We start from the raw sequence: 21,247 nt of genomic DNA, 5'->3' as shown, positions 1-21,247 counted from the left end.
GGGCTTGACCTTGCGCCGGCATGATTTCGGACGATGCCTTCATGCCGGAACCTAGGAAGTCAAACTTGCGCGAAGATGAATGGCGCCGCCGCCATCGATGATCGCGCCCAGCTCTATTCCAGCAGAATGAGGATCTTGCTTGCTGCCGTGTTGAGGATCGAGATCGCTTCGACGGCCATCTGCTTCTGGGTTTCGATCGCCTTCTGGCGGATGGAAGCTTCGTCCATGTCGGTATCGACGAGCGCGCCGACGCTCTTGTCGATCGAGTCGGACAGATCGGCGGTGTAGTCGATCTGATCCTCGATACGCGTCTTCATCACGCCGATGGAGGCGGCCGTCGTCGTCAAGGAGGAAAGCAGGGAATCGGTCACATCGAGCATGTCCACGAGCTGCGCGTCGGTGGTGTTCTTACCGATCGCGACTTCCGTGCCCGTCGCCGGCGTGGCCGAACCGGCCTCCAGGAGATAGTAGTTTCGCGGTCCCACGCCGCTGTTGTTGATCGCCTGGGCATCAACCGCCTTGGTGAACAGGCCGCCGCTCGCATTGTTCTTGTCGATCAGGATGGTCTGCGACGACGGGAAGTCGATGCTCTGAGCCTGGTATTCGCCGGTCGAGGCGCGAACGAAGCCGGAGATGACCGACCATGTCGGCGGCGCGGCCTTGTCACTGTTCAGCAACCAGTTTTCCCCTGCAAACGACGTCGATTCGACGACAGTCTGCAGCTGCTCCTTATATTCGCTGATCTCGGCGTTGATCTTGTCCTTGTCGGCGCCCGGCTCTCTTGCGGAGACCAGCTTGGCGCGAATTTCGCCGATGAGATCGATTGCCGAATTCATTGCCGTGTAGGTCGCATCCACCTTGGCAGCGCCGAGACCGAGCGCATCGCCGATCGTGCCGAGATTGGTGCTGTCCGAGCGCATGACGGTGGCGACCGACCAGTAGGAGGCATCGTCTGCCGCCGTCTCAATCCGGTATCCCGAAGAAACTTGCTGCTGGGTCTGACTGGCTTCTTTGTTGATGCTGCGCAGCACAGCAAGTGCATTCACCGCGGCCGCGCTGGTAATCTTAACGGTCATCGACAGGGTCTCGGAATAAGATGAAAGGGCAGGCCGGATTGCCGGCAGCGACTGAAGTGGCGTCATGCCTCCGGCGAAATTTCCACCGGCCGTCGCAAAAAGCAAATCAACTCGAGGCAAAGTTAACTCGATATCAACTTATTCGGCAAGAGCGGCGCTGCCAGCGCGGCGAGCGGTTCTTCCCGCGGGACAAGCTATTGATGTAAAAGCAAGAACCGCGCCGTTTCGGGCGCGGTCCGGAAGGTTTTCGCCTTGCGACCGAACGGCGGCGCAAGATTCAGTCCAGCTTCAGCGACTGATTTAGCTGCGGAACAGCGTAAGGATGTTCTGCGCGCTGGAGTTGGCGATCGACAGCGACTGGATCGCCAACTGCTGCTGGGTTTGCAACGCCGTCAGCTTGCTCGATTCCTCTTCCATGTCGGCATCGACGAGGCGGCCGACGCCCGAGTCAATGGAATCACTGAGTGCTCCAACGAAGTTTTCCTGCAGCTCGATGCGGGTGGAAATCGAGCCGAGCTGCGAGGCAGCCTTGGTCATGGCCTCCAGGCCGGCTTCGATGGACGTCAGGGCCATCGAAATTTCTACCGAACCGAAGGTGCTGATGTTCATCGAGTAGATCGAGCCGATCGTACCGGATGATGTGCCGATAATACCGGAGCTCGTCTCGATCGTGCCGGTCGAGGTCATCCCGAACAGGACATTGCCCGTGGAGGTGGTGTCCAGGACATAGTCCGTGGTCTTGACCGAGACATTGCCGTTGCCGTCGCGGACGAAGGTCGACACGACGCTCTTGGTGCCGCTGGCGCCGGCAACCCAGTTTTCGCCAGAGAAGGACGCAGACTGGGCGATGCTGAGCAGCTGCTGCTGCAGCTGGCCGATTTCTTCCTGGACCTTGGTCTTGTCGACACCCTTTTCGGTCGCGGCGACGATCTTAGCCTTGATCTCACTGATGATATCGATGGCGCTGTCCATGGCGGAATAGGCGGTGTCGACCTTGGCGGCGCCAAGGCCGAGAGCGTCGGAAACGGCGGAAAGTGCCTTGTTGTCCGAACGCATGGTCGTTGCGATCGACCAGTAGGCGGCGTTATCGGCCGCCTTTTCGACACGGTAGCCCGATGATACACGGTTCTGCGTGTCTTCGAGGCTGTTGTTGATCCCACGGAGTGTCTGAAGAGCGGCCATTGCCGCGACGTTGGTCAAAATGCTGGTCATGAAATGTTAGCCCCTCGTCGGCAGTTGGGAAAAAGGGACATTCCGGAAAACTACCGGGAACGGGGACCAGCCTCATGCCTGTTAACCAGCTCTTAAATTTGGTTAACCCGCCGTCTCGTTGACCTGAGAGAACAGCATTATGGTTAATCAACAGTTAACGAGAATGAAAAAGCCGCGCTCCAGCGAAGCGCGGCTCCAATCTTTGGGGTCGCCGGGGCCGGCGGACCGATGTTTTCTGCGGGTTATTAGCCGCGGAAGAGCGACAGGATGTTCTGCGAAGAGGAGTTCGCGATCGACAGCGACTGGATCGCCAGCTGCTGCTGGGTCTGCAGGGCGCTGAGCTTGGAGGACTCTTCTTCCATGTTGGCGTCGACCAGGCGACCGACACCGGAGTCGATCGAGTCGCTGAGAGCGTTGACGAAATCTTCCTGCAGGCCGATGCGGGTGGAGATCGAGCCGAGAGCAGCGCCGGCGCTGGTCATGGCCTTCAGAGCCGATTCGACGTTGGTCAGAGCCGTCTGAATCTGACCGAGGGTGAAGGTGGTGATGCTCATCGAGTAGATCGAGCCGGTCGCGCCCGTCGACGTGCCGAGGATGCCGGTGGAGGTTTCAACCGCGCCGCCGCTCATGCCGAACAGAACGTTGCCCATGGAGGTGTTGGAGAGTACATAGTCGGTCATCTTGACAGAAACGGCGTTGGAGCCGTCGCGGACGAAGGTGGAGACGACGCTCTTGGTGCCGTTGGCGCCGGCAACCCAGTTTTCGCCGGAGAAGGAAGCCGACTGAGCGATGCTGAGCAGCTGCGCCTGGAGCTGGCTGATTTCTTCCTGAACCTTGGCCTTGTCGACGCCGTTTTCAGTTGCGGCAACAAGCTTGGCCTTGATGTTGCCGACGACGTCGATGGCGCTGTCCATGGCGGCGTAAGCGGTGTCGACCTTGGCGGCGCCGAGACCGAGGGCGTCGGAAACAGCCGAGAGAGCCTTGTTGTCCGAACGCATGGTCGTTGCGATCGACCAGTAAGCAGCGTTGTCGGAAGCCTTGCCGACGCGATAGCCGGACGAAACATGGGCCTGGGTTTCCTGGAGACCCTGGTTGATGCCGCGGAGAGTCTGGAGGGCTGCCATTGCAGCGTTATTGGTGTTGATGCTCGTCATAGTTTGCGTGCCCCTTGTTGGCAGATTTTAAAAAGGGACATTCCGGATTTTGGCCGGCCCACAGCGATCAGCATCATGCCTGTTAACCATTTTTGTTAGGGTTAACTCGCCGTTTCGATGGGCCTAGAAAACAGGAAGATGGTTAAGGAAGGCTAAATCGAAAGCGAAAATTTCGTAAAAATATCTGACACTTAGGAGGATTGTCATTAACCTTATTTTAAAACATTTCGCGGCCGGGAACACCCGGCCGCGAAACTTTGGAAACCTTGTGCCGACCGCTCTTAGCGGAAGAGCGACAGGATGTTCTGCGAAGAGGAGTTCGCGATCGACAGCGACTGGATCGCCAGCTGCTGCTGGGTCTGCAGGGCGCTGAGCCTGGAGGACTCTTCTTCCATGTTGGCGTCGACCAGGCGGCCGACACCGGAGTCGATCGAGTCGCTCAGAGCATTGACGAAGTCGTCCTGGAGGTCGATGCGCTTGGAAAGCGAGCCGAGAGCAGCGCCGGCGCTGGTCATGGCCTTCAGAGCCGATTCAACGTTGGTCAGAGCCGTCTGGATCTGGCCGGCAGTGAAGGTGGTGATGCTCATCGAGTAGATCGAGCCGGTCGCGCCCGTCGAGGTGCCGAGGATGCCAGTGGAGGTTTCAACCGAGCCGCCGCTCATGCCAAACAGAACGTTGCCCATGGAGGTGCTGGAGAGAGCGTAGTCGGTCGTCTTGACGGAAACGGCGTTGGAGCCGTCGCGGACGAACGACGATACGACGCTCTTCGTGCCAGTCGCGCCGGCAACCCAGTTTTCACCGTTGAATGAAGCCGACTGAGCGATGCTCAGGAGCTGCTGCTGCAGCTGACCGATTTCTTCCTGAACCTTGGCCTTGTCGACGCCGCTTTCGGTTGCAGCAACCAGCTTGGCCTTGATCTCGGTGACGACGTCGATGGCGCTGTCCATGGCGGTGTAAGCCGTATCGACCTTGGCGGCACCTACGCCGAGGGCGTCGGAAACGGCAGACAGAGCCTTGTTGTCCGAACGCATGGTCGTTGCGATCGACCAGTAGGCAGCGTTGTCGGAAGCCTTTTCAACGCGGTAACCGGAGGAAACGCGGTTCTGCGTCTGGTTGAGGCCCTGGTTGACGCTGCGCAGCGTCTGGAGAGCTGCCTGCGCGGAAGAATTCGTGTTAATGCTTGTCATAAATCTGTCCCCTGGAAACTAGATACAAAAAGGAGGACATACCGGACTGTATTACCGGCGATGACGGACCAGCTTCATGCTACTCGGCGCCCGCTTGTTTGGCCCAAACCCGTCATGTCCAGGGCAATCTCGCAGCCAATGCTTGCCAACTTCTTAAAAATACAGGTCCCGCGGACGCTCCTCGAATCGCATAGTTAATAGCTGCTCACGTGGAATAGTTAATGGCTGTTGAATTATGCTCTCGCGGATTCAAAATTCGGCGCAAACAGCAAGATTTGCCTCAGGAAACGGCTGGTATTCCTAGGAGCAGACGTTCATCAACCCACCGGTTTCAAGCAAGCTTCGGATGCCAATGTGGCAAGCGCCGGGATAGCATCATCGGATCGATCCCCCGTTTCGGGGGATGGCGGTGCGTGCGCGCGTCGGCGAATGACAATCATGCCAGAACATTTCCTTCACGGAGTTGGGTTTTGAACAGCAAAGTTTCGTTCTCTGCGGCATCCAAGGATTACCAGGCGGGCCGCTACACACAGTCCTTGGCGACGCTCAACCAACTGATGGATATCCAGCAGGACGCCAAGACCTATGCGCTGCTGGCCAAGAATCTCGTGCAGCTCGGCTTCAAGGCCGATGCCGCGAAAGCCTATGGTCTGGCCGGCAATTGCGATGGGCCCAACGCCTACGAATATCAGAAGCAAGCTGCCAAGCTCTATTACGAGACCGGCAACGAGGACGAAGCGCTGCTGATCGCCATGCGCAACCTCAGCAAGGCGCAGGAAGATGCCGAACTCGCCTTCATCATCACCGCGATCTATCTGAAGCGCCAGCAGCGCGATATAATCCGTCCGTTCAAGACGGTGCTGTCGGAAAGCATGAACCCCGATCACATGCGCCTGGCGGCACTGCTGCTCAGCGACGATCTCAACGACGCTACCAACCAGACGCTTGCGCGCAACCTCTTCAAGCGCTTTCCCGGCAATCACGCGTTCCGCTTTCTCCACCTTGTATTCGCCCGTGAATTCAACGATTTCGAAGAGGCGGCCAAGCATCAGGCCGTGATCGATAAGGCGCTGGCAAACGGAGATGTCGATATCCTCAGCAAGGACAACCCGTTCTACCATCTGCACTGGTGTGGCAACGAGGATTTGAACCGGTATGCAACGATCGGCACCACCCCGCTCAACCAGGAACGGGTGGCCTTCCGCCGCAATCAGCCGCACGCATGGTCTGACAAGATCCGGATCGGATACATGTCATCGGACTTCTGGGACCGCCACGCGACGATGAAGCTCCTGCAGCGCATTCTCGAACTGCACGATAAGGACAGGTTCGAGGTGACGCTGTTCTGCCATACAGGCCCCGAATACCTGAAGCACAACGACACCGAGCGCAGCCGCTGGGGCAGGATTGTCGACATTCACGGTTTCTCCGACCAGGCAGTGCTCGAAACCGTACGCGTGCATAATATCGACATCATGGTCGACCTGAAGGGCCATACGTCGGGCAGCCGAGCGACAGCTTTCAATCTGCCGCTCGCACCAGTGCATGTCGGGTGGCTCGGCTTCCCCGGCAGCACCGTCAACATCGATCTCGACTATGTCATCGGCGACCATTTCGTCCTGCCCGACATGGCCAAGCCCTTCTACCATGAGAAATTCTGCCGGCTTCCGGAGAGTTACCAGCCGAACGACCCGACGCACCGCCCGAAGCCGCGTCCCGTCACGCGGCAGCAGCTCGGCCTGCCGGAAGAGGCTTTCATCTTCGCCTCCTTCAACGGCAACCGCAAAATCACACCGGAAACGATCAACAGCTGGTGCCGGATTCTCAAGCGGGCACAGAACAGCGTACTCTGGCTGATGGCGAATACGCCGCGCAACCAGGCGAACCTCTTGAAGCAGTTCCAGGCCGCGGGCATTTCGCCCAAGCGGATCATTTTCTGCCCGCGCGCGCCCTATGAAGAGCACATCGACCGCCAGCAGGCGGCCGACCTCGGTATCGACACCTTCCCCGTCAACGGCCATACGACCACCTCCGAACAGCTTTGGGGCGGTCTGCCTGTCTTGACCGTCAAGGGCACAAACTTCGCTTCACGCGTCAGCGAGAGCCTGCTGAAGGCCATCGACCTGGCTGATCTCGTCGCAGCCGACCTGCAGGCTTATGAGGACCTTGCCGTCGAACTGGCTGAGAATCCGGGGCGGATCGCCGAGTACAAGGCGCATCTGAAGGAGAAGCGTTATATCGCGCCGCTCTTCGATGCCGAACGCTTCTGCCATCATCTGGAGCAGGCCTATGAAATTATGGCCGAGCGTGCCAAGCAGGGTCTCGCACCCGACCACATGGACATTGCGGCACTGCCGCCACGCACGGCGCCGTTCGCGGTCGAGTGAGCCTTTCCGAGACGCAATGCCCGCCGAAGCGATGCTATTCGCCTCAGCGGGTATTTGCCAAACTACCGCTTTGCTATCAGTTCACGCCCGATACGCTTGGACGGCTCTCTGCGCAGAACGATGGCCGTCGTGACCGAGCCATAGCGCGCAATGGCATCGACGATGCTTTCAAGGTCGGCGGGTGTCGGAACAATGACTTTCAGGTGAAAACAATCCTCTCCTGTCAGCCTGAGTACCTCGATGATCTGCGGCATATCGGAAAACTGCTTCAGGCATGTCTTGATATGCTCGTGCGTAGTGCGCAGGCGAATAATCGCCATCATGCCAAGCCCGACCGCGGCCGGGTCGATGACGGCTCTATACGCCTCGATCACACCGCGTTCTTCAAGCCGTTTGAGGCGCTCCGACGTGGCCGGTTGAGAAAGGCCGACCTTCCTCCCGAGCTCGGAGACGCTCATGCGTCCATCATCCTGCAAGACCTCGATGATGGCGATGTCGGTTGGATCAAGATCCGGACTGGTATCGGTGCGCTTTGCCATCAACCTTCAATCTATCGGATTTCCCGGCACTTTTCCGATAGATGCCAATTTGGTTCGGAGCTGTAAACCGCCATACTTCAGGCCTAGCGAAGAAGAGGCGAGATATGACCGAATTCATTCATCTGCCGGGCATCGGCAACTCCGGAACCGCTCACTGGCAGAGCCTTTGGGAAAATGCCAATCCAGCCATACGCCGCTTTGCGCCGACGAGCTGGGATCAGCCGGATCTGTCCGACTGGATCGAAGCGTTAGACCAGGCGGTGCGTAGAGCGAAAACACCACCTGTTCTCGTGGCGCACAGCCTCGCCTGCCTGCTTGTCGCACATTGGTACCAGCTTGCCTCCGTGCCGATACGGGGAGCGTTCCTCGCCGCCGTGCCAGACCCTCTGTCCTCGAGTTTTCCTGCGGACGCTGCAAGCTTCGCACATGTACCGCAGACGCAATTCGGCTTTCGATCGCTGATCGTCGCAAGCACCAATGATCCCTATAGTTCGCTGCCCTACGTCGAAATGCGGGCAAAGCAATGGGGTAGCGAGCTGAAAATCATCGGCGCTGCCGGCCACATCAATGGCCAAAGCGACCTGGGTGACTGGCCCGAAGGTTTGGCACTGCTGATGGATTTCGTAAGCCGCGCATAGCAGACAGCCGGTCTATCGAGGAACCGAAGTCCTGTGGCCAAGGCATGAGCCTCAGCCGGTCAGCTGAACGAGCGCACCAGGCTGCCGACGAGCAGGTTCCAGCCGTCGATCAGCACGAAAAAGAGGATCTTGAACGGCAGCGAGATCGAGGTTGGCGGCAGCATCATCATGCCCATCGCCATGGTAATGGTTGCGACGATAAGGTCGATGACGAGGAATGGCAGCACGACCAGAAAGCCGATCTCGAAGCCGCGGCGAATTTCGGAAATCATGAAGGCGGGGATCAGCACGCGGTAGTCGATCGGACCGGCCGTCGGGATATTCTGTCCGCGTTCGCGCGCCAGATCGACGAAGAGAGCCAGATCCTTGTCGCGGGTATTGGCCGCCATGAAGGTGCGGAAGGGTTCGGCAATACGCTGGACCGCCTCGGTCTCGTTCACCTGGTTGGCAAGCAACGGCTGGACGCCGTTCTGCCACGCCTGATCGAAGGTCGGTGACATGACATAGAAGGTCATGAACAGCGACAGCGACAGGAGGATCATGTTGGAGGGCGTCGAGGAGAGGCCCATTCCTGAGCGCAGGATCGAAAAGGCGATGACGAAGCGCGGGAAGCTCGTCACCATGATCAGGATGCCCGGCGCGACCGAAAGAACGGTCAGCAAGCCGAAGGTGCGGATGATCCAGGCGGCGACGGAGCCATCGACCGGCACGTTCAACAGGTCAGTCGGCAGCTGCTGGGCCACCGCCAGTTCCGGTGCCGCCATCATGGCGGCAAGGAAAACTATGAATCGAATCATTCGATGACAAAGGTCCTGAACATGACCTTCGATACTCGTCCTTGCGAGCGAAGGTCAACACGTTCCTGTATGTCATCCTTGAGATATTGAAAGCCCCGCGGCCCCTCGATCTGCTGAAGGGAAACAGTCCTGATATAAGCGAGGATATCCTGATGAATATCCTCGGAAACCTTGACATCCGGCGGCCCGTTGAACAGCAGCGCGACTTCGAGTCGGACCCAGTTTTCCGAGGGGTAGGCGAGGTTCGAAGTGATCGGTTCGAGCTGCACGACGTTGTTCTCTTCAGTCGAGATGCGCGCCAGCCCTTCTTCCGCTTTCTTTTTGGCCTCTGCTTCCTTGGCGAGCTCGGCCTCCTTGGCGCCCTTGACGTTGGGCGCGACGATCGTGCCCACCGCCCAGCCGCCGCCGGCGCCGAGCAGCGTCAGGACGACGACCCCGATGATCGTCATCAGCGAGCCGGATTTCTTCTTCGGTTGACCTGCGCTTAAGTCTGCGTCTGCCATCGTCGTTCGGCCTCAAAGCGGCGAGAAAAGATCGACGGCCTGCTGGCCGCGCGGAGGCTGCTGCACTTCCATCAGGCGCCCCCGGCCGCCATAGGAGATGCGGGCTTCGGCGATCTTGTCGTAGGAGATCTGGTTGTCGGCGTTGACGTCCTGCGGACGTACGATACCGGCGACGTTCAAAATGCGCAGTTCCTGGTTCAGCCGCACTTCCTGCGAGCCCGAGATGACGAGATTGCCGTTTTCAAGAATACCGGTGACGACCGCCGCGACCAGGAGCGTAATCTTGTCGGTGCGTTCGATCTTGCCCTTGCCGTCGGTGCTGGTGTCGGAACCGTAGGTGAGATCGGTCTTGGATTCAGGCGTCCAGCCGAAGATCTGAGCGTTGACATCCCAGCTCATGCCGCTCGAATTCGTGCGGCTGCGGTTGGTCTCGTTGTCGAAGGAGGCCTTGTCGTTGATCTGGATGTCCACGGTTAGGATGTCGCCGACGTTCAAAGCGCGCGCGTCCTTGAAGAGCGCGGCCTGCGAATCGCTCCACAGCGAATAGCCCTGCGCTACGGCCCGCGGCTGCTTCGGATAGAGCGCCATCTGCGGCGTCTGGCCATAGGCAAGGCCGCTGCCGATCGGGCTCATGGCGGGCGCACGGCCGATCTCGCTGACTGCCGTCGGGGACTGGCAGCCCGCAAGGAGTGCTAGGGCAGCGATCGCGGCCGGGAAACGCATGTTCATGAAGGATCCTTCGACGTATTGGGATCGGACGCACTGGCGATGATGCCGGCGATGACAGCGGCCTTTTGCGGGTCCATCTCGTTGAGGATGAGGCTCGACTGACGCGGTCCGAGCCGCATGATGACGGCCGAGGCCACCTCGATGTTCATATCCTGCAGCTGGAGCGCCGCCGCATCGGGCCTCATCTTCTTATAGATTTCGGTGAGGCCGGCTTCCGCCTGCTTCAGGAAGTCGTCACGCCGCTTCAGCCAGTCCTGATATTCGGCCTTGCGTTTGTCCATCTCCGCCATGCGCGCGTCGATGTCGGCGCGAAGCCTCTCCAGCTCCTGTTTCTGCAGGAGGTAGCGCTGGTCGCGGGCGGGATCGGCAATGTTGGTGCAGAACTGCTTGATCTCGTCCTGGGACGTGATGTCGCCGGCTGACGCATGTTCCTGTGCAAAGGCGCCGGGGATCGACAGAAGGACGAGGCCCGCTGCCGGCAGCGCCAGCCGGCGCAGCAGTTGCAGGACCCTCATGTCAGGGTTCAGGATCCTCATCATTGCAGCACAAGCTCCGCCTGCAGGGCGCCCGCCGACTTGATGCCCTGGAGAATGGCGATGATGCCATCCGGTTTCACACCGATATTGTTAAGGCCGGCGACAAGGGTCCTGAGATCGGGGCCGTCGATAATGGCAACGCGTCCGCCGGTCTGTTCAGCTGCGATATCGGTCTGCGGCTGGACGGCGGTCCGCCCGCGCGAGAAGGGTTCTGGCTGAATGATCTGCGGCGTCTCTGTGACTTGTACCGTCAGAGTGCCGTAGCTGACGGCGACCGGCGAGACGCGGACGTCTGAGCCGATGACGATCGTTCCGGTGCGCTCGTTGATAACAACCTTGGCCGGCGTATCGGTTTCAACGATCAGATTCTCGACATCGGCCATCAGCCGGGTGAGATCGGCCGAGCGCGGTTTCTGGATTACCACTTCCTGCGAATCCTTGGCTTCGGCGACCGGTCCGCCGAAGCGCGCCGAGGCATAGCCATTGACGATGTCGGCAATGCGGATCGCCGTCGAGAAGTCCGGATTGCGCAACTGCAGGACGAGATTGACCGAATCCTTGAAATGCGACGGCAGCTCGCGTTCAATGATCGCGCCGCCGGGCACGCGGCCGGCGGTCGTGACGCCTTCGGTCACCGTCGCCGCCTGACCTTGCGCCTGAAAACCGGAGACGATGACGGCGCCCTGCGCGACGGCATAGATCTGGCCGTCGGCGCCAGACAGCGAGGTCATGACGAGCGTGCCGCCGCGCAGCGACGTTGCGTCGCCGAGCGAACTCACCGTCACGTCGATACGGCTGCCGGGACTAGCGAAAGGCGGCAGGTTGGCGGTGACCATGACGGCCGCGGTGTTCTTGGCGCTGGATTGGCCGCCCTGCGTCGAAATGCCGAGATTCTGCAGCATCGCCCGCATCGACTGCTCGGTGAAGGGCGAAGACCGGAAACCGTCACCGGTGCCCTGCAGGCCGACGATGAGGCCATAACCGATCAGCTGGTTGTCGCGGCCGGCCTGAAGGGAGGCGATGTCCTTGATACGCGAGGTCAGCGCCCAGGCGGGCGCGACGTCGGCCAAACTGATGGCGACAACAGCGACAAGGCTCAAGAAGCGGAAGAACAAGTTCATTTCGCCCTCACATGGATCGTGCCGTCCGCAAGCACCGTGCCGCTGACGATGACGCCGGAATCCATATTACGTGCACGGATGAGCTGGCCCGTTGCGCCGTCTTCGAGCGGCGTGCCGGCAGCGGAGATCGTCATTGCGCCGAGAGAGAAGACCAGGCGGATCGAGGAGCCGCGCGTCACCGCATAGGGCTCGCGCAAGGCTGAGACCGCAATCGTGCGGCCCGGCAGCAGCGTGCGCTTGGAAACCAGGCCTTCGACCTGCGAAATCGATTTGGCATAGTCGCCGGCGAGGTTGGGATTGGTGACCTCAACCTCCTGAAGCTGGCTGCCCGACAATGTGTCGCCGGGGTAGATGATCGTCGTGGGGACGACGGCATAACCCATGCCGGCATCCGCGTCCGCGGGCAAAATCATGCCCGCGAGTGCGATCGTGGCCGCCGCCACTAAACCTGAGATGCGTCCTGCCCGGCAAAACATCATGTTTCGGCCCTTCCCTTTACTTCAGGTTCTTGCTGACGATGGAGGCCATTTCATCAGCTGTCGTGATCACCTTGGAATTCATTTCATAAGCACGCTGGGCCGATATGAGCTCGGTGATTTCCTTCACCGGGTCGACGTTCGAGGATTCCAGATAACCCTGCTTCATGTAGCCGAAACCTTCTTCGTCGGGGTTGCCGATGACGGCTTCGCCGGATGCCAGCGTTTCCTGGAAGAGGTTGTCGCCGATCGGCTGGAGGCCCGCCTCGTTGACGAAGTCTGCAAGCGTCAGCTGGCCGAGCGTGGTCGGATCGGTCTGGCCGGGCAGCTTGGCGGTCACTTCGCCGGAGCGGCTGATCGTCAGTTCCTTCGAGCCCTGCGGGATGGTGATGCCGGGAAGAACCTCATAGCCGTCGATGGTGACGAGTTGGCCCTGGTCGTTCTTGTTGAAGGCGCCGGCGCGAGTATAGAGCGTGGTGCCATCGGTCGACTGGATCTGGAAGAAGCCCTTGCCGATCAGCGCCACGTCGAGATCATTGCCGGTCTGAGTGAGCTCGCCCTGCAGGTGCAGATTGCGGACCGCCGAAGTCTGGACGCCGAGGCCGATATTCGCGCCTTCCGGAACGACTGCCTGGTTGGCGCGGTTGGCAACGCCCTTTGCGCGTTCGGTCTGGTAGAGAAGGTCGGTGAACTCGGCGCGGGCCCGCTTGAAGCCCGTCGTGTTGATGTTCGCGATGTTGTTCGCGATGACTTCCAGATTGGTCTGCTGGGCATCCATGCCCGTTGCTGCGATGGCGAGCGCTCTCATGTGTTCGTCCTCAAATCAGTTACATCTGCATCCTGGTGACTTCGAGAAAGGCCGTAACGACCTTGTCGCGGATGGCGATCGCGGTCTGCAGCGTCTGCTCGGCCTGGAGCATGGAATCGACGACCTCACGGGTCGTCGCCGTACCCTTGATGCCGGCAAAGGACATGCTTTCGGCGCCCTTCAGGCTGTTGACCGCGTCGGTCGCCATGCCGCCTATAACGGAGGCGAAGCTCGGGCCGTTGGCCGCACCTGCGGTGCCCGGCATGGTCGTTGCGGCGGAAGAGGCGGAATTTTCGGTGTCAACGGCGCCGAGCGCGCGGGTCATCGAAAGATTGCTGACATTCTGGACGCTGCTGATCATTTATTATTGGCTCTTCAGAAGATCGATCGTGGAGGAGATGAGGTCGCGGGTCTGCTTGATGGTCTGCAGGTTGGCGTCATAGGAGCGATTGGCTTCACGCATGTCGGCCATCTCGACAAGGATGTTGACGTTCGGCAATTTGACCACACCCTTGGCGTCCGCCGCCGGATTGCTGGGGTCGAATTCGGTGCTGAAATCGCCTTCATCAACGCCGACTTTCTTGACGTTGACGGTCTCGACGCCGCTGGTGCGGTCCATCTGCTGGCCAAAGGTGATCGTCTTGCGGCGATAAGGGTCGGCGCCGGGCGTGTCGCCGGTCGATCGGGCGTTGGCGATGTTTTCGGAGACGATGCGCAGGCGCGTCGATTGCGCCTCGAGCCCCGAACCGGCGATTTTCATAGCTGCGGAAAGCGGATCCATGACAATTACTTCCTGACGGTCATCAACATCATTCGGTTGAAGGAGCTGACCAGGGAGGTGTTCAAATCGTACTGGCGCTTGATGTCACCCGACTTGGAAAGCTCCTCCGCCAGCCCGACGGTGTTGCCGGATTCCTGAATGCCGATTTCCTGATCGAGCGCGGCTTCCTTGACGTCGATATCGCCGCTGTCGCTGAAATCGTTACCGCTCAGATGCGCCGGATTGGTCCGCGCCATGGTGATGTCGGACCTGTCCAGCACGGCATCGAAGGGCGTGACGTCCTTGGCGCGGAACTTCGGGGTATTGGCATTCGCGATGTTGCCGGCAACAACCTGCTGACGGATCGTCAGCCATTCCGCCTGCCGCGAAGCCAAGTCGAAAAGTTGGATCGGTTGCATGAGAACTCTCCGTTTTTACTACCCCGAACCTAGTGCGGTAATCTTGCGTGGGACTTACGGGAATTCGGCCTTCGAGGCGCTTCCAACAAAGCCGCCATAAGAAGGGGCCCCTGCCGGTTCGCGGCGGAGCCCCTGTCGTCTTCGACCCTTGCGAAGGGGGTCAATCCTTCTTGTAGATCTCGCCCTTGGAAGTGATGATCACCCACTTGCCGTCGCGCTGCTCGAGCGTCGCAAGGCGGCTTTCGTCAGGCAGGACCGAGCCGATGCGCACCACATACATGCCCGAGGGATCCTCGATCAGCGCCCTGCCGTTGGACACATGCAGCAGGCGGAAGGAAGACTTGCCCGGGAACGGCTGGTCTTCCAGCATCGCGTCGCCATCACGCGCCTTGCCGAGATCGGAGACCGTCGCCGTCGTAAGCGGGTCGACCGGCGGAACCTTTTTGGCCGTCTCGTTCTTGTTGACCATGGCCAGAGGCGAGACGCTGAAGACGTTGCGGGCGGGCCAATCCGGCAGTTCACGCGAATTGCTGCTGGCGGTAACGTTGATCCCGAACTTGTCCGCGTTGAAGAAGACGTACCAGGGGAAAAAGGCGGAGGCGCCGGCAAGCGCCAGGCCGGCAAAGGTTAGAAACCGGTCCTGTGTGGCGGTTTTCCTGCGCTGCTTCAGGGAAGCGATGCGTTCGTCGTCGAATTCAGCCACGTCTATCTCCTCTGGATGGATGCGCCGTGATTGCCCATGCCGGCTGCAGCCTTGAGCGCGCCGGCGAGATCGGCAAAGGCGTCGACCGAGTCGCGATCGCCCGGAGACTGTTTCAGGACGTCGTAAATGATGGGCACCTGCTTGACCGCCATGTCGAGATCGGGATCGGCGCCCTGGCGGTAGCCGCCGATCAGCCGCAGGTCGCGCGTTTCCTCGTACCGGTGGATCAGTACCTTCAGCCGCGACACCAGCTTTTCCTGGTCCGGCGTCCAGGCCTTGCGGGCAAGACGCGAGATCGAGGCGAGAGGATCGATCGGAGGATAGCGCCCTTCTTCGGCGAGGCTGCGCAGCAGGACGATGTGGCCGTCGAGGATGCCGCGCGTCGAATCTGCGATCGGGTCGTTGTGGTTGTCGCCGTCGACGAGGATCGAAATGATCGCGGTGATCGTGCCGGCACCCTCGGGGCCGGGACCGGCGCGTTCGAGCAGGCGCGGCAGTTCGGTGAAGACGGAGGCGGGATAACCGCGGGCGATCGGCGGCTCGCCGGAGGCCGTCGCCACTTCGCGAATCGCATGGGCGAACCGGGTGACACTGTCGACGACGAAGAGGACGTTCTCGCCCTTGTCGCGGAAATGCTCGGCGATGGTGACTGCCGTCAGCGGCGCCATCTTGCGCAGCATCGGGCTTTCATCGCTGGTCGCGACGACGGCAATCGCCTTCTTCATATTGCTGCCGAGCGTATCCTCGATGAACTCGCGCACCTCGCGGCCGCGTTCGCCGACGAGCGCGATCACCACCTTGTCGAAGGCGTCGGCGCGGGCGAGCATGGACAGAAGCGTCGATTTGCCGACGCCGGAGCCGGCGAAGATACCGAGACGCTGGCCGAGGCAGAGCGGCGAGAAGATGTCGATCGCGCGCACGCCGGTTTTGAAGCCGGTCCCGACCCGCTGGCGGGTCATCGAGGGCGGCGCAGTATTGGAGATCGAGCGGCGATCGAGACCCTCGGTGATCGGACCAAGCCCGTCGATCGGCTCACAGAGCGAATTGACGGTCCGCCCGCACCAGCTGTCGGACGGCGAAATACGGAAGGCGCCCTTGCGGATGACGGTATCATGGATGCCGATCGGCTCGCCCGGTTCGATCGGGCAGACGTAGATCAGCTCCGGCTCGACACGAACGACCTCGCCAAGATGGACGCCGGAGGCGGATTTGTGAGCGACGAACTCGCCGAGACGAACATGGCGGGAAAGACCACAAACCGTGTAATGGCCGGCGGCAATGGTCTGAACGCGACCGCCATGGGCAACCGCGAACTCCGGCGATGCATATTGGTCGACGAGACCCGCCAGATGCGCCAGCTTCGGGGAAAGGCCTTCCTCGGCCAATAACGTCGAGCTCATGCTTCAATCCCGTCCGAAAATGCGATGCATTTTCGATATGTGTTGCTGTGCATGTCGTCCTCGCGCAGCCGCGGCGCACTTGTGGGCAAAATGCATTAGCGGCTGCCCCCAAGCGTCTGGACGGCTTCCTTGAAGGAATCCTCGCTGTCGCGCATCAGCGACGAAATGCTTTCGAAGGCGCGGTTGACTTCGATCAGCTGGGTGATCTCGCGCATGGCGTTGACGTTGGAATTTTCCAGATATCCCTGCTCGACACCGACATTGAAGCGGTCGACGACGGCGCGCGGCTGGTCGGTGGTCATGATGCCGCTGTTCTCGTAGCGCAGGTAACCCTTGCTGATATCGGCCTCAAACAGGCCGAGAGAGCCGACCTGGCGACCGCTCTGATAAATGATGCCATCGGTGCCGACAGCCGGCTCGCCGGCCCTGGTGTCGAGCTGGATCGGCGCGCCGCCGGCGTCGAGAACCGGATATCCCCTGATCGACACGAGTTCGCCGGTCTCCTTGATCGTGAAGCGGCCGTCCCGCGTCAGTACGCGGCCGGCCGGCGTGTCGAGCGAGAACCAGGCATCGCCCTTGATGGCGAAATCGAGCATGTTGCCGGTGTGCTGCAGTTCGCCGCTTTGTTCGTTCAGATAATCGTTGCCCTGGGAAACGAAGGCGACCTTGGTATTCAGCTTGTTCTTGGTGGCCGCGACCATCTCGTCGAACTTCACCTCGGTGGCGCGAAAACCGGTGGTGTTCACGTTGGCCATGTTGTCCGCGATGGTGTTCAGGCGCTTTTCAAGCGCCATCTGCGACGACAGAGAAACGTAAAGACCGGATTGCATGTCGGTAAGCTCCAAACATTGGCGATGAACGGAACGAAAGCCGGGCGTCGTCTGATCTGGTTCGGCCGGAATTTCGCTGAGGCGGCATCTCAGAAACGGGCGCGAGCGCCCATTCGTCTCCTTTAGATTGACGGCAGATGCTTGCGCGAAGCTGGCAGGCTGAAATGCCCGCATGCGGCCTTTTCATCAGCCTCACGCAAGGCAGAAACCCTATCCGTCTCAAAGAAAAGCAACGTTCAGATTGGGCTGACGATGAACATCATTATCGGATTTATAGTGACTTGCGGCTGCGTCATCGGCGGCTTCATGGCAATGGGCGGCCATGTGGACGCTCTGTTCCAGCCCTTCGAATTCCTCATCATCGGCGGCGCCGGTCTCGGCAGCTTCATCATGGCAAACCCGATGAAGGTGGTGAAGGATTCCGGGAAGGCCCTCGGCGAAGCCTTCAAGCACGCGGTGCCGAAAGAACGCAACTATCTCGACACGCTCGGCGTGCTCTACTCGCTGATGCGCGACCTGCGCACCAAGTCACGAAACGAAATCGAAGCCCATATCGACAATCCGGCAGAATCGACGATCTTCCAGCAGGCTCCGACCGTTCTGAAGAACAAGGAACTGACGGCCTTCATCTGCGACTACGTGCGCCTGATCATCATCGGCAACGCCCGCAGCCACGAAATCGAGGCGCTGATGGACGAAGAGCTCAACACCATCATGCACGACAAGATGAAGCCCTACCACGCGATCCAGATCATGGGCGATTCCTTCCCGGCTATCGGTATCGTCGCGGCGGTTCTCGGCGTCATCAAGGCGATGGCCGCGATCAACGAATCGCCTGAAGTGCTCGGTCACCTGATCGGCTCGGCGCTCGTCGGCACCTTCCTCGGCATTCTCTTGTCCTACTGCCTCTGCTCGCCGCTGGTCTCCCAGATCAAGATCGTACGCAGCAAGCAGCATCGTCTCTACGTGATCGTCAAGCAGACGCTGCTTGCCTATATGAACGGCTCGGTGCCGCAGGTCGCTCTCGAATACGGCCGCAAGACCATTTCGGCCTACGAACGTCCTTCCATCGATGCAGTTGAACAGGAAATGATGAACCCCGGCGGCGAAAACAAGGCGGCTTAAATGACCATGAGCAATGCTTCGCATGACAAACCGGCAATGGATCCTGCCCTCCTCGCCAAGCTGACGGGCGGACTTGGCGACAGAGGCAGGGTGGCCAAAATCTGCAGCGCCTTCGGCGCTGTCTACAGCGAGTTCTTTCCCGATGTCATCAAAAGCGAGACTGGCCTCGACGTGACGGTCACCTATCTCGGCTGCGAGATCGGTTACAAGAACCACCTGATCGACGATCTGAGCGCCAACGTCACGCTCGTCGACGCGACATTACGCAACTGGTCGCAGAACATCACCCTTGCCTGCGGCAACGGTTTCGTCATCACGCTGATGGAGCACCTGCTCGGCGCCACCGCCGATACGATCGAGGAGCCGGCCGAGCGGCTGCTCTCGGTCATCGAACTCGACCTAGCCGTCATGGTCTTCGACAAGATTGCCAAGGTGCTGCGCTCGGCGGTCAACGCAGCGGGCGGTTTCGAACTTGGCCTTTCGGCCCCGCACGCCCATGACGTGCGTCCGCGGCCGGCGGAGGACCGCCCGGACGAATTCGCCGCCGCCATCAATATGTCGATCACGCTGGCCGGCATCGTTTCCGAATTCTCTTTGATCGTTCCGCAGACGGCGCTGCTCAAGACCAAGGTGACGCCGCCGAAGCCGAAGCGCCAGGCCGGCGGCAACTCGCCGGAATGGACCGAACAGCTCGGCGACCAGGTCCGCCGCTCGCATGTTACGCTCGAGGCCAAGATCAGGCTGCAGGACCTGACGCTGCGTACCATATCGAAGCTGATGGTCGGCGATGTCATCCCCTTCCGCGACAGCGGCGACGTGCGCGTCGAGGTCAGCGCCAACAGCAAGGAATTGTATGTATGCGAGTTCGGGCGTTCAGGCGAAAACTACATGGTCCGCGTCAAGGATACGATGAACTCGGATGACGAACTCATCCGTCATTTAATGAATTAATCGGTTCTCTGGCTTTTGGGCTGCAAAGGCAGTTTGAGGCAAGTTTCAACTGGAATAGTGATTTCATGGCTACGAAGAAAACACAGCAGGACAGTGACCTCTCCCTGGATATGCCGGGCAGCGAAGCCGATCTCGACCAGGCGATCGACGATCTGCGCGGCGTGCTGAAGAAGGATTCCGATGGCGACCTGTCGCAGTTCGGCGGCGACCTGGAGAACGATGGCTTCGCAGCAGGAACGGATCTGGCCGCCTTTGGCGGCGGGATTTCGGATTCCCCGTTCGGCGGCGATGATTTCGGCGGCGACTTCGGCGCCGGCAATGCCAGCCCGGCTGCAGGCATGGATTTCGGCGGCGACTCTTCGTTCGAGGCGTCGCCGGCGCCGCTCGGCAGCGCGCTGACCTCGAACTTTGAACTGATCATGGACATTCCGATCGATGTCCAGATCATGCTCGGCACCAGCCGGATGCAGGTCTCGGGCCTGATGAACCTCAACGAAGGGGCGACGATCGCTCTCGACAAGAAAATCGGCGAGCCTGTCGAGATCATGGTGAACGGCCGCAGGATTGCGCGCGGCGAGATTACTGTTCTTGATAACGACGACACTCGATTCGGCGTGAAACTGATAGAAGTTTTGAGTACGAAAAAAGCCTGATCCCTGTGGGGACGGAGAGGTTAGACCATGATGGACTTTGACGATTTCGGCGGCGCGCTAGCCGGGAAACCGTTGACCCAGGCTGAAAAGGCGGCGGCGGTCCTTCTCGCCATGGGAAAGGGTGTCGCCGGCCGGCTGTTGAAATATTTCACCCAGGCCGAGCTGCAGACCATTATCTCATCTGCCCAATCGTTGCGCGCCATCCCGCCGGACGAGCTCCTGTCGCTCGTCTCCGAGTTCGAGGACCTCTTCACCGAGGGCGCCGGACTGATGGACAATGCCAAAGCGATCGAAGCCATTCTGGAAGAAGGCCTGACCCCCGACGAGGTTGACAGCCTGCTCGGCCGGCGCACGGCCTTCCAGGCCTACGAAACATCGATCTGGGATCGCCTCAGCGAAGCTGAGCCGGCATTCGTCGCACAGTTCCTGCTGCGCGAACATCCGCAGACCGTTGCCTATATCCTTTCGATGATGCCCTCCGCCTTCGGCGCCAAGGTGTTGCTGCAGCTTCCCGACAATCGTCGCGCCGACATTATGAACCGAACGGTCAACATGAAGGCCGTCAGCCCGAAGGCTGCCCAGATCATCGAGAACCAGGTGATGACGCTGCTTGCCGAGATCGAGGCAGAGCGCAACGCAGCCGGCTCGACGAAGGTCGCCGATCTCATGAACGAACTCGACAAGCCGCAGGTCGACACGCTGCTCACCTCGCTCGAATCGATCAGCCGCGAGGCGGTCAACAAGGTTCGCCCGAAGATCTTCCTCTTCGAGGACCTCATGTACATGCCGCAGCGCAGCCGCGTCCTGCTGCTCAACGACATTTCGACCGACGTGCTGACAGTCTCGCTGCGCGGCTCGCCTGCCGAGATCCGCGAAGCGGTTCTCTCCGCCATCAGCCCACGCCAGCGCCGCATGATCGAATCGGATCTGCAGAGCGGCATGGGCGGCGTCAATCCGCGCGAGATCGCCATCGCCCGGCGTGCCGTGGCGCAGGAAGCGATTCGCCTTGCCAATTCGGGCCAGATCGAGCTCAAGGAGAAAGAAGGCGAGGCTTCGGCAGCCGCCTGACCTTTTGAGACTGTTGACAAATCCGGCCGGCAAACAGGCCGCTGTTGATCACCGTGCCACGGGCGACTACCCTTTACCGATCGGCCGCGCTGTTTAGCGTGTCGCAGAGCACCCGGTGTCTGCGGCGCGCTTCAGGTTTTTGTCTTGACACATCTCGTCATCCCAAAACCGCTGC

General features: G+C 60.2%; 24 protein-coding genes. 6 read left to right on the top strand and 18 right to left on the bottom strand.

Going from position 1 to position 21,247, the window contains the following annotated elements; all coding sequences use genetic code 11:
- Positions 1-113 precede the first annotated feature (113 nt).
- The 4 genes from GA0061105_RS24715 to GA0061105_RS24700 form a co-directional block, all read right to left on the bottom strand.
- Positions 114-1,076, bottom strand: coding sequence for a flagellin N-terminal helical domain-containing protein (locus GA0061105_RS24715; protein WP_092753584.1), 963 nt, complete (start codon positions 1,074-1,076; stop codon positions 114-116).
- Positions 1,077-1,376: 300 nt separating this feature from the next.
- Positions 1,377-2,288, bottom strand: coding sequence for a flagellin N-terminal helical domain-containing protein (locus tag GA0061105_RS24710; protein ID WP_064693834.1), 912 nt, complete (start codon positions 2,286-2,288; stop codon positions 1,377-1,379).
- A gap of 245 nt (positions 2,289-2,533) precedes the next feature.
- Positions 2,534-3,442: a flagellin N-terminal helical domain-containing protein gene (locus tag GA0061105_RS24705; RefSeq protein WP_064693833.1), complete on the bottom strand. Its 909-nt coding sequence runs from the start codon at positions 3,440-3,442 to the stop codon at positions 2,534-2,536.
- Positions 3,443-3,723: 281 nt separating this feature from the next.
- Positions 3,724-4,629: a flagellin N-terminal helical domain-containing protein gene (locus GA0061105_RS24700; RefSeq protein WP_064693832.1), complete on the bottom strand. Its 906-nt coding sequence runs from the start codon at positions 4,627-4,629 to the stop codon at positions 3,724-3,726.
- Positions 4,630-5,042: 413 nt separating this feature from the next.
- Between GA0061105_RS24700 and GA0061105_RS24695 the strand changes: the two genes are divergently transcribed.
- The gene (locus tag GA0061105_RS24695) at positions 5,043-7,016 is read left to right on the top strand and encodes an O-linked N-acetylglucosamine transferase, SPINDLY family protein (RefSeq protein ID WP_092753516.1); all 1,974 of its coding nucleotides are present in this window, start codon (positions 5,043-5,045) and stop codon (positions 7,014-7,016) included.
- A gap of 62 nt (positions 7,017-7,078) precedes the next feature.
- Here the strand turns inward: GA0061105_RS24695 and GA0061105_RS24690 are convergent, their stop codons facing one another.
- A complete protein-coding gene (locus GA0061105_RS24690) occupies positions 7,079-7,555 on the bottom strand; it encodes an Lrp/AsnC family transcriptional regulator (RefSeq protein ID WP_092753514.1) in 477 nt (158 codons plus the stop codon).
- 104 nt (positions 7,556-7,659) lie between these two features.
- On the opposite strand from GA0061105_RS24690, the gene GA0061105_RS24685 reads away from it, so the two are divergent.
- Positions 7,660-8,193, top strand: coding sequence for an RBBP9/YdeN family alpha/beta hydrolase (locus GA0061105_RS24685; RefSeq protein WP_092753512.1), 534 nt, complete (start codon positions 7,660-7,662; stop codon positions 8,191-8,193).
- A gap of 59 nt (positions 8,194-8,252) precedes the next feature.
- Here GA0061105_RS24685 and fliP read toward each other — a convergent pair whose 3' ends face one another.
- The 13 genes from fliP to flgF all read right to left on the bottom strand — a co-directional run bounded on the left by fliP (position 8,253) and on the right by flgF (position 17,275).
- Entirely contained in the window at positions 8,253-8,990 is a 738-nt protein-coding gene (gene fliP, locus GA0061105_RS24680; protein WP_064693829.1) for a flagellar type III secretion system pore protein FliP, read from the bottom strand.
- Positions 8,987-9,493 carry a flagellar basal body-associated FliL family protein gene (locus GA0061105_RS24675; protein WP_092753510.1) on the bottom strand — a complete coding sequence of 169 codons (507 nt, stop codon included), beginning with the start codon at positions 9,491-9,493 and terminating at the stop codon, positions 8,987-8,989. The genes fliP and GA0061105_RS24675 overlap by 4 nt, the downstream gene beginning before the upstream one ends.
- A gap of 12 nt (positions 9,494-9,505) precedes the next feature.
- Positions 9,506-10,222, bottom strand: a complete 717-nt coding sequence (gene flgH, locus GA0061105_RS24670; RefSeq protein ID WP_064681130.1) for a flagellar basal body L-ring protein FlgH — start codon at positions 10,220-10,222, stop codon at positions 9,506-9,508.
- Complete coding sequence (locus GA0061105_RS24665) at positions 10,219-10,761, bottom strand: MotE family protein (protein ID WP_092753508.1); 543 nt, start codon at positions 10,759-10,761, stop codon at positions 10,219-10,221. Before GA0061105_RS24665 ends, flgH begins: the two co-directional genes overlap by 4 nt.
- Positions 10,758-11,879: a flagellar basal body P-ring protein FlgI gene (locus GA0061105_RS24660; protein WP_092753506.1), complete on the bottom strand. Its 1,122-nt coding sequence runs from the start codon at positions 11,877-11,879 to the stop codon at positions 10,758-10,760. Before GA0061105_RS24660 ends, GA0061105_RS24665 begins: the two co-directional genes overlap by 4 nt.
- Complete coding sequence (flgA, locus tag GA0061105_RS24655) at positions 11,876-12,358, bottom strand: flagellar basal body P-ring formation chaperone FlgA (RefSeq protein ID WP_092753504.1); 483 nt, start codon at positions 12,356-12,358, stop codon at positions 11,876-11,878. Before flgA ends, GA0061105_RS24660 begins: the two co-directional genes overlap by 4 nt.
- Positions 12,359-12,374: 16 nt before the next feature.
- Positions 12,375-13,163, bottom strand: coding sequence for a flagellar basal-body rod protein FlgG (gene flgG / locus GA0061105_RS24650; RefSeq protein WP_092753502.1), 789 nt, complete (start codon positions 13,161-13,163; stop codon positions 12,375-12,377).
- Between the two features lie 19 nt (positions 13,164-13,182).
- Positions 13,183-13,524 (bottom strand): flagellar hook-basal body complex protein FliE, encoded by a 342-nt coding sequence (fliE, locus tag GA0061105_RS24645; protein ID WP_064693822.1) that lies wholly within the window; start codon positions 13,522-13,524, stop codon positions 13,183-13,185.
- Positions 13,525-13,527: 3 nt separating this feature from the next.
- Entirely contained in the window at positions 13,528-13,944 is a 417-nt protein-coding gene (gene flgC / locus GA0061105_RS24640) for a flagellar basal body rod protein FlgC (RefSeq protein ID WP_064693821.1), read from the bottom strand.
- A 5-nt stretch (positions 13,945-13,949) separates the two neighbouring features.
- On the bottom strand, positions 13,950-14,342 hold the full coding sequence (gene flgB / locus GA0061105_RS24635; protein WP_064693820.1) for a flagellar basal body rod protein FlgB: 393 nt from the start codon (positions 14,340-14,342) through the stop codon (positions 13,950-13,952).
- A gap of 160 nt (positions 14,343-14,502) precedes the next feature.
- Positions 14,503-15,045, bottom strand: coding sequence for a flagellar protein (locus GA0061105_RS24630; RefSeq protein WP_092753500.1), 543 nt, complete (start codon positions 15,043-15,045; stop codon positions 14,503-14,505).
- A gap of 2 nt (positions 15,046-15,047) precedes the next feature.
- A complete protein-coding gene (gene fliI / locus GA0061105_RS24625) occupies positions 15,048-16,445 on the bottom strand; it encodes a flagellar protein export ATPase FliI (RefSeq protein ID WP_092753497.1) in 1,398 nt (465 codons plus the stop codon).
- Between the two features lie 95 nt (positions 16,446-16,540).
- Positions 16,541-17,275, bottom strand: a complete 735-nt coding sequence (flgF, locus tag GA0061105_RS24620) for a flagellar basal-body rod protein FlgF (RefSeq protein WP_064693817.1) — start codon at positions 17,273-17,275, stop codon at positions 16,541-16,543.
- A gap of 252 nt (positions 17,276-17,527) precedes the next feature.
- Here flgF and motA point away from each other — a divergent pair, with 252 nt between their 5' ends.
- The 4 genes from motA (at position 17,528) to fliG (ending at position 21,072) form a co-directional block, all read left to right on the top strand.
- Positions 17,528-18,400 carry a flagellar motor stator protein MotA gene (gene motA, locus GA0061105_RS24615; RefSeq protein WP_064694174.1) on the top strand — a complete coding sequence of 291 codons (873 nt, stop codon included), beginning with the start codon at positions 17,528-17,530 and terminating at the stop codon, positions 18,398-18,400.
- A complete protein-coding gene (locus GA0061105_RS24610; protein ID WP_064693816.1) occupies positions 18,401-19,351 on the top strand; it encodes a FliM/FliN family flagellar motor switch protein in 951 nt (316 codons plus the stop codon).
- 65 nt (positions 19,352-19,416) lie between these two features.
- On the top strand, positions 19,417-20,004 hold the full coding sequence (gene fliN, locus GA0061105_RS24605) for a flagellar motor switch protein FliN (protein WP_064693815.1): 588 nt from the start codon (positions 19,417-19,419) through the stop codon (positions 20,002-20,004).
- A gap of 27 nt (positions 20,005-20,031) precedes the next feature.
- The gene (fliG, locus tag GA0061105_RS24600; protein WP_064693814.1) at positions 20,032-21,072 is read left to right on the top strand and encodes a flagellar motor switch protein FliG; all 1,041 of its coding nucleotides are present in this window, start codon (positions 20,032-20,034) and stop codon (positions 21,070-21,072) included.
- The last annotated feature ends 175 nt before the right edge of the window (positions 21,073-21,247 follow it).

It is taken from the genome of Rhizobium aethiopicum (assembly GCF_900094625.1).
In the GTDB taxonomy this organism is placed as follows: Bacteria; Pseudomonadota; Alphaproteobacteria; order Rhizobiales; family Rhizobiaceae; genus Rhizobium; species Rhizobium aethiopicum.
Note: the sequence above shows the minus strand (reverse complement) of the source record. Positions and strands in the feature narration are given on the sequence as shown.